11 protein-coding genes are annotated in these 15167 nt (G+C 51.9%); 1 reads left to right on the top strand and 10 read right to left on the bottom strand.

What is annotated here, in order from left to right:
- The first annotated feature begins 60 nt into the window (after positions 1 to 60).
- Positions 61 to 1323: an aromatic ring-hydroxylating dioxygenase subunit alpha gene (locus tag EOPP23_RS09220; RefSeq protein ID WP_153765653.1), complete on the top strand. Its 1263-nt coding sequence runs from the start codon at positions 61 to 63 to the stop codon at positions 1321 to 1323.
- 68 nt (positions 1324 to 1391) lie between these two features.
- Here EOPP23_RS09220 and purU read toward each other — a convergent pair whose 3' ends face one another.
- The 10 genes from purU to EOPP23_RS09170 all read right to left on the bottom strand — a co-directional run bounded on the left by purU (position 1392) and on the right by EOPP23_RS09170 (position 15107).
- The gene (gene purU / locus EOPP23_RS09215) at positions 1392 to 2258 is read right to left on the bottom strand and encodes a formyltetrahydrofolate deformylase (protein ID WP_153765652.1); all 867 of its coding nucleotides are present in this window, start codon (positions 2256 to 2258) and stop codon (positions 1392 to 1394) included.
- A gap of 123 nt (positions 2259 to 2381) precedes the next feature.
- The gene (locus EOPP23_RS09210; RefSeq protein WP_153765651.1) at positions 2382 to 3053 is read right to left on the bottom strand and encodes a sarcosine oxidase subunit gamma; all 672 of its coding nucleotides are present in this window, start codon (positions 3051 to 3053) and stop codon (positions 2382 to 2384) included.
- A complete protein-coding gene (locus tag EOPP23_RS09205) occupies positions 3046 to 6063 on the bottom strand; it encodes a sarcosine oxidase subunit alpha (RefSeq protein WP_153765650.1) in 3018 nt (1005 codons plus the stop codon). The genes EOPP23_RS09210 and EOPP23_RS09205 overlap by 8 nt, the downstream gene beginning before the upstream one ends.
- A 10-nt stretch (positions 6064 to 6073) precedes the next feature.
- Positions 6074 to 6370, bottom strand: coding sequence for a sarcosine oxidase subunit delta (locus tag EOPP23_RS09200; RefSeq protein ID WP_153765649.1), 297 nt, complete (start codon positions 6368 to 6370; stop codon positions 6074 to 6076).
- 14 nt (positions 6371 to 6384) lie between these two features.
- A complete protein-coding gene (locus EOPP23_RS09195) occupies positions 6385 to 7638 on the bottom strand; it encodes a sarcosine oxidase subunit beta family protein (RefSeq protein ID WP_153765648.1) in 1254 nt (417 codons plus the stop codon).
- Between the two features lie 159 nt (positions 7639 to 7797).
- Positions 7798 to 9063: a serine hydroxymethyltransferase gene (gene glyA / locus EOPP23_RS09190; protein WP_153765647.1), complete on the bottom strand. Its 1266-nt coding sequence runs from the start codon at positions 9061 to 9063 to the stop codon at positions 7798 to 7800.
- Positions 9064 to 9442: 379 nt separating this feature from the next.
- Positions 9443 to 11053 (bottom strand): BCCT family transporter, encoded by a 1611-nt coding sequence (locus EOPP23_RS09185; protein ID WP_370514748.1) that lies wholly within the window; start codon positions 11051 to 11053, stop codon positions 9443 to 9445.
- A gap of 145 nt (positions 11054 to 11198) precedes the next feature.
- On the bottom strand, positions 11199 to 11978 hold the full coding sequence (locus EOPP23_RS09180) for an electron transfer flavoprotein subunit beta (protein WP_153765645.1): 780 nt from the start codon (positions 11976 to 11978) through the stop codon (positions 11199 to 11201).
- A complete protein-coding gene (locus EOPP23_RS09175) occupies positions 11968 to 13209 on the bottom strand; it encodes an electron transfer flavoprotein subunit alpha/FixB family protein (RefSeq protein WP_153765644.1) in 1242 nt (413 codons plus the stop codon). Before EOPP23_RS09175 ends, EOPP23_RS09180 begins: the two co-directional genes overlap by 11 nt.
- Positions 13209 to 15107, bottom strand: coding sequence for a (Fe-S)-binding protein (locus EOPP23_RS09170; protein WP_153765643.1), 1899 nt, complete (start codon positions 15105 to 15107; stop codon positions 13209 to 13211). The genes EOPP23_RS09175 and EOPP23_RS09170 overlap by 1 nt, the downstream gene beginning before the upstream one ends.
- Positions 15108 to 15167 lie beyond the last annotated feature (60 nt).

Below are 15167 nucleotides of genomic sequence, written 5' to 3'. Positions count from 1 at the left end.
GGGAATTGCTTCAGGCGGCTGCGATTTCTACTTTCGGATGGGACACCAGGAATAATAACAATGAGCCATATTGATCTTCTGAATACTGCCTGCCGTAACCGGGAAGAGGCGCATGAACAAATGCAGCAGCTTCTTACGGAGCGACCTCGTAACCTTTCTTTGCCTCAGCCGTTTTATAACGATCCGCAGATGTTTCGAGTTGATATTGAAGAAGTCTTTCTGAAAGAATGGATATTTGTTGGCATGACCAGCGAAATCCCGGCACGAGGCGATTACTTTACCGTTGAAATTGGTCAGAACCCTGTATTACTGGTACGCGATGGTGACGGTTCTGTAGAAGCTTTTCATAACGTATGTCGTCATCGTGGTTCACGTATCTGCAACAGCCGCAAAGGTAAGGTGGCTAATCTTGTTTGCCCTTATCACCAGTGGACCTATGACCTGAAAGGTAACCTGTTGTTTGCCGGTACCGAGATGGGCGACAGCTTCGACATGAAAGAGCATGGGCTTAAAAAAGCACATTGCCGTACAGCGGGTGGATTCATTTTTGTAAACCTGACCACTGGTGAAGTTCCTGATCTTGATCCATTCCTGGCGACAATGGATGAATATATGGAACCCTATGATATGGAAAACACTAAAGTTGCGGTGGAGTCCAATATCCTGGAGAAAGCCAACTGGAAGCTGGTTATCGAAAACAACCGTGAGTGCTACCACTGTTCTGGTTCTCACCCGGAGTTGTTGAACACTCTGCTGGAATGGGATGACACTCATGATCCTCGTGCCAGTGAAGAATTTGTCGCTCAGTACGAACGGCAGGCTGCTGCCTGGGATGAAGAAAAAATCCCTCACAAACATGTCAGCCATGGACTGCAAAACCGTGTCGTCAGAATGCCGTTAAAAGAAGGCACTGTTGCGATGACCATCGATGGTACTGCCAGCTGTACAAAGTTGATGGGGCGTATCAAAAACCCTGAAATGGGCTCGATGCGAATTCTCCATCTGCCAAATTCCTGGAACCATATGCAGAGTGACCATGTGGTTGTATTCAGAGTGCTGCCAATCTCTCCTCAGGAGACGCTGGTAACGACCAAGTGGCTGGTTCACAAGGATGCTGTAGAAGGCGTTGATTATGACCCGAAGAAGCTGCGTGAAGTCTGGGATGCGACTAATGAGCAGGATCGTGTTCTGGCAGAAGAAAATCAGCTGGGTATTAACTCCATTGGCTATCAGCCAGGCCCTTATTCTGAAACCTTTGAATTCGGTGTTATCAACTTCATCGACTGGTACTGCGAGACTGTTCGCAACAACTTAAGCAAATAATATTGCAAATCCCCCCCTGCCCCCGATTAATCGCCAATCGGGGGCTTTATTCTTCTCTTTCACTCGGCTTAATTATTAAACACTACGGTTTTCTTACCGTGCAGAAGTACTCGTTTTTCAATGTGGTAACGAACAGCATTGAACAGAGTCACCCTTTCAATATCCTGTCCTTTTGCAACCAGATCTTCCGGAAAATGAGTGTGATCCGTCGTCTGAATACCCTGTGCAATAATCGGACCTTCATCCAGATCATTGTTGACATAATGCGCAGTAGCGCCAACCATCTTCACGCCTTTTTCCCAGGCCTGATGATAAGGACGTGCACCTTTAAAACCAGGTAGTAAAGAGTGGTGAATATTGATGGCTTTACCGTTCAGATAGTCACAGAGTTCCGGTGACAGGACCTGCATATAGCGGGCCAGCACAACGAGTTCAATATCATACTGATTCAGCAGTTTGATCAGTTCAGCTTCCTGCTCTGGCTTGGTTTCCGGAGTAATAGGCAGATGGTAGTAAGGAATATCATGCCAGTCAGCGAGAGGCTTCAGGTCAGGGTGGTTCGAGATAATAACCGGTATATCAATTTTCAACTGATTGGTGCGGTGACGGTACAGCAAGTCGTTCAGGCAGTGGTCATACTTGGAAACCATGATCGCCACACGGGGACGATGGCTTGCTGCGGTCAGCTGCCACTCCATATCGAACTCTCTGGCCCGCTGTGAAAAAGCACTGGTGAATATGTCGGGATCAAAGCTGCACAACTCGGGATGAAACTCTACACGAATGAAAAAGCGTTCTTCTGCACGATCATCGAAAGAGTGAATCTCATCGATATAAAGGCTCGATTCAGCCATGAATGCAGTGACAACATCAACTGTCCCCAGCATGCTTGGACAGCTGGCAGTGAGAATCCATTTTTCAGGTTTATTGTTCATAGTGGATACCGAAAAAAGCCTGAAGCGAAAACTACAGGCTCTTAATTGAGAAGTGAAACAGAAATAAAAAAACGGTCCTGCACGCTGACTGCGCACCCACACATACATGCAGAACCGTAAAGCTTATTGCTCGATGACCAGGCCAAACTCCTGACTGGCATCTTGAATCCAGAGCCAGATGTAATCGGCAAAACTGCGACGTATTACCAGCTCAAAGCTCTGTTCGTCCAGGCGACGGATAACGGCACCGGCTTTGGCAAAGGTTGTGCTCACCACTTTTCCACCTGGAAACTCAGAGCTGTGGAGGTCGACAGGAACGCATTTCTTCAGCAGGTCGACAACCGATGGCCCTCGGACTTCCAGAATGGTCTGACCACCACTGCCGTTTACCAGCGAGTAATGCCCGGTCATCTTTTCGCGAAACAGTCCTTCGATCTCAAAAGTTCTGTCGCCAGGCACCGTGATCAGCCATTCATCCGGAGACATCCAGCGAATCTGTACCTGATCATTTGTATTGGACGTCAATGGTTGCAGAGGAAGTTCAAGCCCAAGGATCTCTTTAACGGTGGACAGCTGTTCCGCATTCTTCTGATCACAGCGCAGGGACAGATGACCAACAAACGCCAACTCTTTCAGATAAATACCGCCATCCTTTTGTTTGCCAGCCATGGAGGGCAGGTCAATGTGATGCAGGGGCGATTCTGCCCTGACAGCAGCGTCGTCAGGAATCTGCTTCATGACCGCAGCCTTGCCCTGGGCCGCCGGGTTCAGTCCGCTTTCGTTCAGGTTAGACATTCTGGCGCTCTCCTTTTGGATCCAGAAAGACTGGACTGCAGATTTCAGCTTCGATGACCCCGCCATCAGCCTGTGGGAAATAAACACTTTCGCCGGTTCGGCCAAGGCCGCCCTTGATAACAGCCATAGCAATACTGTGGCCAAGGTTGGCACTGTAATAACTGGACGTTACATGGCCCACCATGGGCATGGGGATGCCTGCGTTTGGATCAAAAACAGCCTGGGCGCCTTCTTCCAGAACCACTTCGGGTTGTTTGGTTCTCAGTCCGACCAGTTGCTTGCGGTTCTCACGCTGACAGTCTTCCCGTGCCATGCCTCGTTTGCCGATAAAGCTGAAGGGTTTCTTGCGGGCAATACACCAGTTCATGCCCAGGTCTTCCGGTGTGACTGAACCATCGGTGTCCTGACCGGCAATGATGAAACCTTTCTCAGCCCGCAGAACGTGCATGGTTTCGGTGCCGTATGGCGTCAGGTTGAATTCGGCTCCGGCTTCAAACAGCTTTTCCCAAACGTACAGTCCGTAGTTGGCCTGAACGTTTATTTCATACGACAGCTCTCCGGTGAATGAGATGCGGAATATTCGTGCCGGAGCCCCTGCCACTTTGGCTTCCTGCCAGTCCATATAGGCAAAGTTCTCGTTGGACAGGTCGATGTCGGTCAGTTTTGACAGCAGTTTGCGACTGTTGGGGCCAGAGATGGTCATGGTGGACCAGTGATCCGTCACTGTGTTGAAGAAGACTTCCAGTTCAGGCCATTCGGTTTGATGATAGAGTTCCAGCCACTCCAGAACCCTGGCGGCACCGCCGGAGGTGGTGGTCATCAGGAAGTGGTTGTCTGCCAGACAGGAGGTGACTCCGTCATCGAAGACCATACCATCTTCACCACACATAAGACCGTAGCGGCACTTGCCCACGGCTAACTTGGCCCAGGCATTGGAGTAAACACGGTTAAGGAATTCCCGGGCATCCGGTCCCTGAATGTCTATTTTGCCGAGTGTCGACGCATCAAGAATACCGACACTGTCACGGGTTGCGGTGCACTCACGGTCCAGAGCCAGTTGCATGGTTTCACCCGCTTTCGGGTAGTACCAGGGACGTTTCCACTGGCCTACATCCTCAAACCGTGCGCCGTTTTCAAGATGCCATTTGTGCATGGCGGTATAGCGTTTCGGGTCAAACAGTTCACCGCAGTCACGGCCAGCAATGGCACCAAAGGTGATGGGGGTATAGTTCGGACGGAAAATGGTGGTTCCGGTTTCCGGAATCGTTTTGTTCAAAGCTTTGGCGGTAATCGCCATGCCGTTGATGTTGCCGGTCTTGCCCTGGTCAGTACCAAAGCCCATCGCCGTATAACGCTTAACGTGCTCAATGGATTCAAACCCTTCACGACAGGCGACCTCAATACCCGCGGCAGTTACATCGGTCTGATAGTCAACAAACTGCTTGGGAGCCTGAGACGTCGGCTTGCTGTGAGGGATATGATAGAGCGCCATGGATCTGCCTTCAGTGGCAGGCTCCACTTGGGGCAGTTCAACAGCAGGGGCTGCAAAGCCCAGATTGCTGACAGCCTGAAGACCGGCTTCAAGCCCTGAACCCAGCACCTTATCCAGTGAGTAGACACCGTTAATACCACCGGCCAACAGCTGCTTCTGTTTGGTTGCCCCCGGTACAAAACCAGCCACGGCATCATTCCAGACCGGGCGGCTGCCGGTGTGGCAGGACAGGTGCACAGCAGGACTCCAGCCGCCGGAGCTGGCAATGGTGTCTGCAGACAACTCTTGTGTGCTACCGGTTAATTTGTCACCGGCTTCGTTAATGCCGGAAACAATCGCAGCAGTGACTCGCTTGGTACCTTTAGCTTCAATCACAGCGGAACCGCTGATAACAGTGATACCCAGTTCACGAGCCTGATCGACACGATAGCCCTTTGGTTTTTGTCGTGTATCAACAATGGCCACGACTTCACGGCCAGCAGCATGCCAGTCGATAGCCGTCTTGTAGCCATGATCATTAGTGGTCATCAATACCAGACGACGACCGGGTACCACACTGTAGCGATGAATGTAGGTAGAGACAGCACTGGCCAGCATGCAGCCAGGAACGTCATTGTTGCCGAAAACCAGCGGCCTTTCATGGGCGCCGGTGGCCAGAATAACCCACTTTGCCCGTACCCGGTGCATACGCTGGCGCACCTGACCGGAAGGCGCTCTGTCGGCGAGGTGATCAGTGCAGCGCTGGTGAATGGTCAGGAAATTATGATCGTGGTAACCGTTCACGGTGGAACGTGGCAGCAGCATGACTTCAGGTTGAGCTTCCAGTTCTTCAGCTACCTGTTTAACCCAACTGTCAGCGGGTTGACCGTCGATCATTTCGTTGGACGACAACAGGCTGCCACCGAATTCATTCTGCTCATCGGCAATAATGACCCTGGCACCACTGCGGGCAGCAGCCTGGGCTGCAGCAAGACCGGCAGGACCCGCGCCAACAATCAGCAGGTCGCAGTGCTGGTTAACCTTGTCGTAAGTATCCGGGTCGCCAACTTTGGGGGAACGCCCAAGACCTGCGGCCTTACGAATCACATTTTCATAAGTTGGCCAGAGGCTCTGGGGATACATAAAGGTCTTGTAGTAAAAGCCGGGAGGCATCATTTTGCCGCCAGCTTTGCCCACCAGGCTCATCAGGTCCGTTTCAACATTAGGCCAGCCGTTGACCGACTGACAGACCAGTCCGTTGAAGAGTTCCTGCTGGGTTGCACGAACATTGGGAACCTGAGTCGCTTCAGTGGCCCCCACCTGCAGAATGGCGTTGGGCTCTTCTGCACCGGCGGCAAGAATGCCTCTCGGGCGGCTGTATTTAAAGCTACGGCCGACCACATCAACACCATTGGCCAGCAGCGCCGAGGCCAGGGTATCGCCCTTGAAACCCTGGTAGCTTTTACCGTTGTAGGTGAAGTTCAGAGGCTGGGTGGGATCGATTCGACCACTGTTATTGATTCGATTTATCTGTGCCATCGTTCTCTCCTTAGCTCTGTGCCCTATCTGAAGTCACAGAAGGCTGTTCACCGATCAGGTAAACCTCTCTGATCTCGTAACTGACGGTGTCCCGGGTGATGTTAAAGAACTTGCGACAACCGGCTGCGTGTACCCAGAGTTCATGGTGCAAACCCCGGGTGTTCTTGCGGAAATAGAGATACTGGCCCCACTCTTTATCAGAGCAGCTTTCCGGGTCCAGAGGTCGAACGATATGAGCCTGACCTTTCGGGTGAAACTCTTCTTCTTCCCGATGTTCACCGCAGTGTGGGCAATAGATGGATAACATGTGTTTATTCCCCCTTAGTGAGCTACGCCGGCAGCGCCGTGCTCGTCGATCAGAGCACCGTCATGGAAGCGATACATTGAGAAAGGCTTGGCCAGTGGATGCGCTTTACCCTTTGCCAGAGTGGCAGCGAAGACATGACCTGAGCCCGGTGTTGCCTTGAAGCCACCGGTGCCCCAGCCACAATTGAAGAACAGGTTTTCCACAGGGGTCTCACTGATAATTGGACAGGCATCAGGGCAGGTATCCACAATGCCGCCCCACTGTCGGTTCATGCGGACACGGCTGAACATCGGAAAGAGTTCGATAATCGCCTGTACGGTATGTTCGATGGTGCCGTAGGAACCCCGCTGACCGTAACCGTTGTAGCCATCAATACCGGCACCGATCACCAGGTCGCCCTTGTCAGACTGACTGACATAGCCGTGTACATGGTTGGACATTACAACGGTATCGAGAACAGGTTTGATCGGTTCCGATACCAGTGCCTGCAGCGGGTGAGACTCCAGCGGCAGCTCGAAACCGGCTTTTTTCGCCATCACACCGGAGTTACCGGCAACCACGGAACCGACTCGACCGGCACTGATAATACCGTGACGATCGGTTTTAACACCGGTAATCGCGCCGTCTTCAATGATCAGATCAACGACTTCTGTCTGCTGAATCAGGTCGACACCATAGGAATCAGCGCCCCGGGCATAACCCCAGGCGACTGCATCGTGTCGTGCGACACCGGCTCTTGGTTGCCAGGAAGCCCCCAGAACCGGGTAGCGGGTATTGGCGGAGCAGTCCATGAGGGGCACGATTTCCTGCACCTGCTGAGTGTCCAGTACCTCGCCATCAATGCCGTTCAGACGGTTAGCGTTAACACGGCGCTGGATGTCTCGCATGTCCTGCAGGGTATGCCCCAGGTTAAGAACACCGCGCTGGGAGAACATGACGTTGTAGTTCAGGTCCTGAGACAGACCTTCCCAGAGATTCATGGCATGTTCATAGAGATGAGCCGCTTCGTCCCAGAGGTAGTTGGAACGAACAATGGTGGTGTTTCGTGCCGTGTTACCGCCACCCAGATACCCTTTCTCGATGACGGCAACATTGGTGATGTTGTGTTCCTTGGCCAGATAGTAGGCTGTTGCCAGACCATGACCACCGCCACCAATGATGATCACATCATAGTGTTTTTTGGGCTTGGGATTACGCCAGGCCCGCTGCCAGTTTTCATGATGACTGAGGCTGTGTTTGAGAAGCCCGAAACCGGAGTATCGCTGCATACATCTGTTCCTTTATTCGCGGGCAGCCAGCTTATGACGATGATCTGAACAGGACTGACATCACCCACTGCCGTTTTTTTATTCTTGAACATGAACAACCCTGGTCAGGCAGCTGTCGGTGTGTCAGCTGCCTGACCAGGGTTTCCTGATTAAACGGCTTTAGTTGTAAGCCGGGTACAGAGCACAGAGAGCCAGAACCTTCTCTTTAACCTCGGCAATGGTTTGCTCCAGCGCTTCGGGGTCATTCATTACGTCGAGAATGTCAGCGATCCATGCCGCCAGTTCACCGCTTTCCTTAACGCCCAGGCCTCGGGAGGTGATGACCGGAGAGCCCAGACGCAGACCTGAGGTTACGAAGGGGGACTGAGGATCGTTAGGAACCGCATTTTTGTTAACGGTAATGTTGGCTCGGCCCAGGGCGGCATCAGCATCTTTACCGGTCAGCCCCTGATTGATCAGGCTGAGCAGGAACAGGTGGTTATCGGTACCGTTGGATACTACTTCGTAACCACGCTCAACAAATACAGCGGCCATTGAACGGGCATTCTGTACGACTTGTGACTGGTACTCAGTGAAAGAAGGAGCGAGCGCTTCCTTGAAGGCAACAGCCTTGGCAGCAATGACGTGCATCAGTGGACCACCCTGGCCACCCGGGAATACGGCAGAGTTCAGTTTCTTCTGAATCTTCTCGTCTTCGCCAGCCAGAATCAGGCCACCGCGAGGACCTCGCAGGGTTTTATGAGTCGTGGTTGTGACTACATGGGCGTGCGGAATCGGGTTCGGATAAAGGCGTGCAGCCACCAGACCCGCAATATGAGCCATATCGACAAACAGGTAAGCACCAACTTTGTCCGCAATCTCACGAAAACGAGCCCAGTTTACGATACGGGAATAAGCAGAGAAACCGGCAATGATCATCTTCGGCTTGTGCTCCAGAGCCAGGGCTTCAACCTGCTCATAATCGATTTCACCGGTTTCATCATTCAGTCCGTATTGAACGGCGTTATAGGTTTTACCGGAGAAGCTGACACTGGCTCCGTGAGTCAGGTGACCACCGTGTGCGAGGCTCATGCCCAGAATTGTGTCACCGGGTTCGCAGAGCGCCATATAAACGGCAGCGTTAGCCTGTGAGCCGGAGTGAGGTTGTACGTTGGCATAGTCGGCACCAAACAGTTCTTTGGCACGGTCCATAGCCAGACGTTCTACTTCATCGACATGTTCGCAGCCGCCGTAGTAACGCTTGCCAGGGTAACCCTCTGCATACTTATTGGTCAGACAGGTTCCCTGAGCCTGCATGACTCTCGGGCTGGTGTAATTCTCGGAGGCAATCAGCTCAATGTGTTCTTCCTGGCGGCGCTCTTCTTTTTCTATTGCGGCCCAGAGCACACTGTCGAAGTCTTCAATTCGATCGCTCTTTTTAAACATATTTGCTTCCCCACCTGGCGGGATCGCCGGGTCTTAACGTGTTGTTCTAATTATTTTTCCTGGCCGTCTCCGGTTCAGGCTGGTGTTTATTACGCTCTTGATTCGAATAATAGAGGCAAGCCTGATTGTGACCGTTACTGAACACGGCAGAGGCATGACGATTTACGACACACTGAATGCGACAAATGCAGGGAAAGGGTTCAAGGCTTGCAGGGAGTTCAGTAAAAACTGAAAGCTGGCTGAGTGCGGGGACCACAAACTACTCAGTTGAGGGAGGGTAAAAAGTGGCCCCCGGCTTTTATCTTCCGTTCAGGTCATTCAGCTGGGGATTCTGAATGGCCTGGACAGAATTTTTCAGATCACGAAACCGCAATCAGTATTAAGCTTTGCTTGCGGACAGTTCGCCTGTTTTCAGTTCGTTGGTCAAAGCTCGGTAGAGGCTCAAACACATGAACAACAGAACAACAGTGAATGGCAGTCCGGTTGAAATAGAGCCAGCCTGCAGGGCCTTCAGTGCATCGGCACCACCACCGTAGAGCAATACGGCAGCAATAACACACTGCAGGGTTGCCCAGATCATGCGCTGTGCGATAGGAGAGTTAACCTTACCGCCGGCAGTGATGTAATCAATAACCAGAGCACCTGAGTCTGCAGAGGTGATAAAGAATGCCAGTACCAGAGTGATGGCCAGCATGGAGGTAATCTCCATCAGTGGCAGGTTCTCCAGCATCTGGAACATGGCCAGAGAAACGTCGCTGATACCTTCGGACAGTTGTCCGACATTACCTTGAACCTGATCCAGAGCTGCGCCACCAAAGGCTGCCATCCAGGCCGCGGACACTACGGTTGGAATCAGCAGTACCGCTACCATGAACTCACGCACGGTTCGGCCTTTAGAGATTCTGGCGATAAACAGGCCAACAAATGGTGACCAGGATACCCACCAGGCCCAATAGAACACAGTCCAGCCGTGGAACCAGGTTTCGTCTTCACGACCTACCCAGTTACTCAGGGGGATGATGTTTTCGGCATAGCTACCCATAATTCCCATGAAGTGACCAAGGAAGCTAGTAAACGACGCAGCAATAATAACAAACACCAGCAGTACTGCAGCGATGATCATGTTCAGGTTACTGAGTACCTTGACGCCCTTATCCAGTCCACGGGCAACAGACAGCAGAGTAATGACGGTAATACCGGCAATAACCGCAATCTGGGTAGTGATATCGTTATCAATACCAAAAGTGAAATTAAGGCCTGCAGCAGCCTGGGAAGCTCCCAGGCCAAGAGAAGTAGCCAGACCAAAGATAGTCGCCAGCACAGCCAGCACATCGATAACGTGACCAATTGGCCCCCAGACCTTCTCCCCCAGTAACGGGTAAAAAGCAGAGCGAATAGTCAGGGGCAGTCCCTTGTTATAGGCAAAGAAAGCCAGTGCCAGGGCAACGATGCCATAAATGGCCCATGGGTGCAGACCCCAGTGGAACAGTGTTGCTCCCATAGCAGCCTGAGCGGCTTCAGGAGTATTGGCGGCAACATTAAACGGTGTACCATACCAGTCTGTGTAATAGGCCACCGGTTCAGCGACACACCAGAAAATCAGACCAATACCCATTCCCGCAGCGAACAGCATGGAAAACCATGACATGGTGCTGTGTTCTGTTTTTGCGCCTTCTCCACCCAGTCGAATCTTGCCGACAGGCAGAACGATCATGGCCAGACAGAACAGTACGAACAGGTTACCGGCAAACATAAACAGCCAGTCGAAGGTTTCGATTGACCAGGTACGAATGCCCATCAGGGCACCCTTGGACTCTGCTGGAAACAACAGGGTAAGAACAATAAAAGTCAGTGCAGTGATAGCGCTGATTGCAAATACAGGGTTGTGGACATCCAGTCCTGCAATCTGAATATTATCCTGACCAGCTTTATAGTCTGTATCACATTCCAGCTTTGCCAAACGACTTTCGTCATCTGACACATTGGGCATATTCTGTAGCATAGTGGGCCTTTTAATTATTATTTTTGTCATCAGAAACATTAAGTGTCTGCTCTGATGTTTTACTGCTGAGGCACGCTTTGAGTTACGGGTTAATAAAAGCCGGAGCTTTCATTCAGGCCTGTTAATCATCAGCTCATGGCTGCTTTATAACAGACTCTGTTACCAGTAAGTCAAAAATTGCCTTTGCCTGCTCACTGGCAGGTTTGTCTTTGATCAGCGTTCCTCCTTTACTCTGTGATTTGGCTGTAGCCGCCTTAAAGCGGTCAGCCGCAGTTTTTGCCTTTGCGATCTTCAGTCGTTTAGGACGTTTTCTGGCAGCAGACAGTTGCCAGCCAGCTAATGCCTCATCGGTGAAAATTTCTGTAGAAATGGTTTCGATAGTGGCTCTGCTGGCAGGGCCGAACGCACTTTGTCTTGGCTCTGCAGCGGAATTGTCGACGCTGGCAATAAAAGGCAGGTCTACTTCTATCAGGCGGCGCTGGCCGCGAGGTAACGCCTGCAGAACTTTAGCTTTGCCATTTTCGATGGATTGTATTTCAGCAATACGTGGAACCATTGCCCAGCCGAGTTTTTCTGATAACAGGTAGGGCAGCATTCCTGATGATTCGCCATCTTCAGCTCTGACACCTGTGAGCACAATGTCTGGCGACTGCTCATCCAGATAATGTTTCAGAGACTGGGTTGGATCAGCAGTTTCAGGTAAGTCCAATACTGCAATTTTCTTCAGTCCCATACCGGCATACTGACGGAGAACATTGTTGTCAGGATTACCAGCATGAACTGCAGTCACCTGACTGCTGGTTTTCATGGCAAGCTCAAGAGCTCGACTGTCCTGGTTTGCCCTGCAGGCACGGCCGGATTTTGGATGCCTGCCGGTTGAAAGAAGTGATACCAGTTTCAAATCAGGCTGCATGACTAAGTGCCTCCCTGTATTCCTTGATAAGTAACAGCAACTCTTTCAGCACTTCTTCACTGTCACCAATAACGCTGAGGTTGGCCCGCTTGACCATGTCGCAGTTGGCATCGGTATTGATGGCAATAACAGTCTGGCACTGGCCAATTCCCTGCATATGCTGAATGGCTCCGGAAATACCTACTGCCAGATAAACACTGGCTGTAACCCAGGTACCGGTGGCACCGACCTGACGGAAACGGGGCATGTGACCATTATCTACGGCTACACGACTTGCGCCTTCTGTTGCCCCCAGTTGCTCGGCAGCTTCATGGAACAGATCCCAGTTAGAAACACCGTTACCGGCGGCAAGTATAAATTCGGCTTCAGCCAGAGGTATCGAGTTAGGATCCACAGCCATAAAACCATGGTCGGTCAGTGTTGTTTGAGTGCCAATCAGCTCATCAACAGTTACCGGAAGCACTTCATGGCGGGTCTCATCCACTGCATCAGCGCACTCCTCTGCCAGGAGCAGAATCTTTGGTGTTTCACGGTTGATATCAATTGAGTCGCTGGCAGCGCGGCAGGTGGCCTGCTGATTATTTACCTGCCAGGCCTGAACTGCAGGACGTTCACCCAGTGTTGCTGCAAGGCGGGAACCAAGGTCAGCGCCGCCATGAATAGAGTCGGGGAATAGCCAGTGTTTTGGCGATAATTGCTGTTCAATCGTAGCAAGAGCAGCCAGCTTCAATTCCGGGCAGTAATCTTCATAGTCACTGCCTTCAAGGTGTATAAGTCGGTCAACGCCTGCCTGATCCAGTCCTGTTTCACGGTGTTCGCCAAAGATGACTGCAACAACCGCCCCTTTGCTCCCTTCAACATTGGCAAGGGTGTGTGCCTGACCAAGGACATCCTTATCCTGTTCAGTTAAACGACCACCGGCCAGGTCAGGAACAACCAGAATATGGAAGTCTGGCTGTTCAACTTTATGCAGTGGTTTCTCAGGTTCAATAACCTGTCGAACCTGACGATTGATGGAGATAACATTACTGCTGTTACCCTCTAGTCGATCGATTCGCTTGAGGCCATTGGGACCGATAAAACCGACATTATGAGGGTTCTTTCGAATCAGCCCGGTCGGGCCCCGAACCGGTCCGTTCTGGCTGGCGAACAGCGCCTCATGCTGAGGGTGAAGCCTGTTTCTGATAATCCATTCTGTTCGAGGGTCACGTCTATGGGCGACAGTTGTCATCAGTGAACCTCCTCTATCAGAACATCGATCAGTATTTCCGAAATATCCTTCACTTCCGGACGAGGTTCCACAACGCCTTCCAGCATTGCTGTGCACTGCTGGCAGCCTACTGCCACCAGTTCTGCGTCGGTAGCTATTACGTCTTCCATGCGCATATCGGCGATACGCTGCTCTCCGGGAATATCTGTAACAGGTGCGCCACCGCCACCGCCACAGCAGCGTGAGCGGAAACCGGAACGTTCCATCTCGGCAATTTCGATACCCAGTGAGCGGAGTAGCTCTCTTGGTGCTTCGTATTCACCGTTGTAACGGCCGAGGTAGCAGGGATCATGGTAAGTGACCTTGCCACCCTGAAACTGATCGAACTTCAGTCGATCCTGTTGAACCAGCTCGTTCAGGTACGTGGTGTGGTGGAAAACTTCATAGTTGCCACCAAAGTCGCCGTATTCATTCTTCAGACAGTGATAGGCGTGTGGATCAGTGGTTACTATTTTCTTGAAACGATACTGACTCAGGGTGGCGATGTTATTTCTGGCGAGCTGCTGGAACGTAGCATCGTCACCGAGTCGTCTGGCCAGATCGCCGGAATCCTGTTCTTCATTGCCAAGAATGGCAACGTCGACATTGGCGGCTTTCAGCAGTTTCACGAAGGCTCGAATAATACGCTGACTGCGCATATCAAAAGCGCCGTCAGAAACCCAGAACAGCACTTCTGCTTCCTTTACCTCAGACATAAGATTCAGATTCTGGTCAGCTGCCCAGTTACTGCGGCTGGCAGGTGCAAAACCATTGGGGTTGTCAGTAGCTATGAGGTTTTCTAAAACTTCTGCGCCCTTACCGGGGGTACTGCCCTTTTCCAGTGTCATAAAACGACGCATGTCGACAATAGCGTCCACATGCTCAATCATCATCGGACATTCTTCGACACAGGCCCGGCAGGTAGTGCAGGACCAGAGTGTATCGGGTGTCACCAGCCCTTCAGTAATGGGCTGATGTGGCCCGCCGCTGGCGGAGCCAATATCAATACCCGGGTATGGACTGCCGGCGTAGTGAGAGTCTGTGCCACCTGCAAAACCAACCACCATATCCTGAATAAGCTTCTTCGGGTTCAGTGGCTGACCGGCAGCAAAAGCTGGGCAGACCGCTTCGCAGCGACCACACTGGACACAGGCATCAAAGCCCAGTAATTGATTCCATTTGAAATCGGAAGGTTTCTGCACACCCAGAACCGGCTGGCCAAGATCTATTGGCTTAAGACCGGTTGAACGGCCACCGCCAAATCGCTCGGGTCGACGGTGAAAAGCCAGATGCAGCGCTCCGGCAAAGGCGTGCTTCATTGGTCCGCCCCAGGTCATTCCCAACAGCATTTCCGACAAACCGTAGATAACCAGGACTGTCAGAACCAGAGTCAGCAGCCAGCCACCGGTTCCTTCCGGAAGTACACCGGCCAAAGGCAGAGTGAGAATGAAAAAGGCACCAGCAAACGACAGAAGACTTTTTGGCAGTCGCATCCAGGGGCCTTTGGACAGTCGACTCGGGGGATTTCTTCTGCGCAGATAAACAAAGACAGCACCGGTAAACATCATGGCCAGTGATGCCAGCAGGGCCCAGCCGAGCAGTTTGCTGTCTACACCAAGACCATGAACCAGTACGATCAACACCATCGACAGTACAAAGCCGCCACCGGTGGCGACGTGGGTTTTGGACATGTATTTGTCCCTTTCCACCACATCGTGCAGGTCTTTCATATATCGACCAGGCATGGCCAGCAGGCCACCAACAATGTCTACAGGTTCTTTCTGCCCCTGCCGCCAGAGATTAACTCGACGAACAGCGCCGATGGCCGCCAGAACAAGTACAGCGGCAATAAGGACTGGATGCAGCCACTCTAAAGCCATAACTCACGCTCATCTTTACTGACCGACCGTTGTCGTTCAGTTATTACCACTGAACAACAC

It is taken from the genome of Endozoicomonas sp. OPT23, assembly GCF_009653635.1.
In the GTDB taxonomy this organism is placed as follows: Bacteria; Pseudomonadota; Gammaproteobacteria; order Pseudomonadales; family Endozoicomonadaceae; genus Endozoicomonas_A.
This window is presented reverse-complemented; position numbering and strand designations above follow the sequence as displayed.

Excerpts from the sequence above, each read along its gene's own strand:
- EOPP23_RS09220 (WP_153765653.1), top strand. The coding sequence starts at position 61 with ATGAGCCATATTGATCTTCTGAATACTGCCTGCCGTAACCGGGAAGAG.
- purU (WP_153765652.1), bottom strand. The coding sequence starts at position 2,258 with ATGAACAATAAACCTGAAAAATGGATTCTCACTGCCAGCTGTCCAAGC.
- EOPP23_RS09210 (WP_153765651.1), bottom strand. The coding sequence starts at position 3,053 with ATGTCTAACCTGAACGAAAGCGGACTGAACCCGGCGGCCCAGGGCAAG.
- EOPP23_RS09205 (WP_153765650.1), bottom strand. The coding sequence starts at position 6,063 with ATGGCACAGATAAATCGAATCAATAACAGTGGTCGAATCGATCCCACC.
- EOPP23_RS09200 (WP_153765649.1), bottom strand. The coding sequence starts at position 6,370 with ATGTTATCCATCTATTGCCCACACTGCGGTGAACATCGGGAAGAAGAA.
- EOPP23_RS09195 (WP_153765648.1), bottom strand. The coding sequence starts at position 7,638 with ATGCAGCGATACTCCGGTTTCGGGCTTCTCAAACACAGCCTCAGTCAT.
- glyA (WP_153765647.1), bottom strand. The coding sequence starts at position 9,063 with ATGTTTAAAAAGAGCGATCGAATTGAAGACTTCGACAGTGTGCTCTGG.
- EOPP23_RS09185 (WP_370514748.1), bottom strand. The coding sequence starts at position 11,053 with ATGCCCAATGTGTCAGATGACGAAAGTCGTTTGGCAAAGCTGGAATGT.
- EOPP23_RS09180 (WP_153765645.1), bottom strand. The coding sequence starts at position 11,978 with ATGCAGCCTGATTTGAAACTGGTATCACTTCTTTCAACCGGCAGGCAT.
- EOPP23_RS09175 (WP_153765644.1), bottom strand. The coding sequence starts at position 13,209 with ATGACAACTGTCGCCCATAGACGTGACCCTCGAACAGAATGGATTATC.
- EOPP23_RS09170 (WP_153765643.1), bottom strand. The coding sequence starts at position 15,107 with ATGGCTTTAGAGTGGCTGCATCCAGTCCTTATTGCCGCTGTACTTGTT.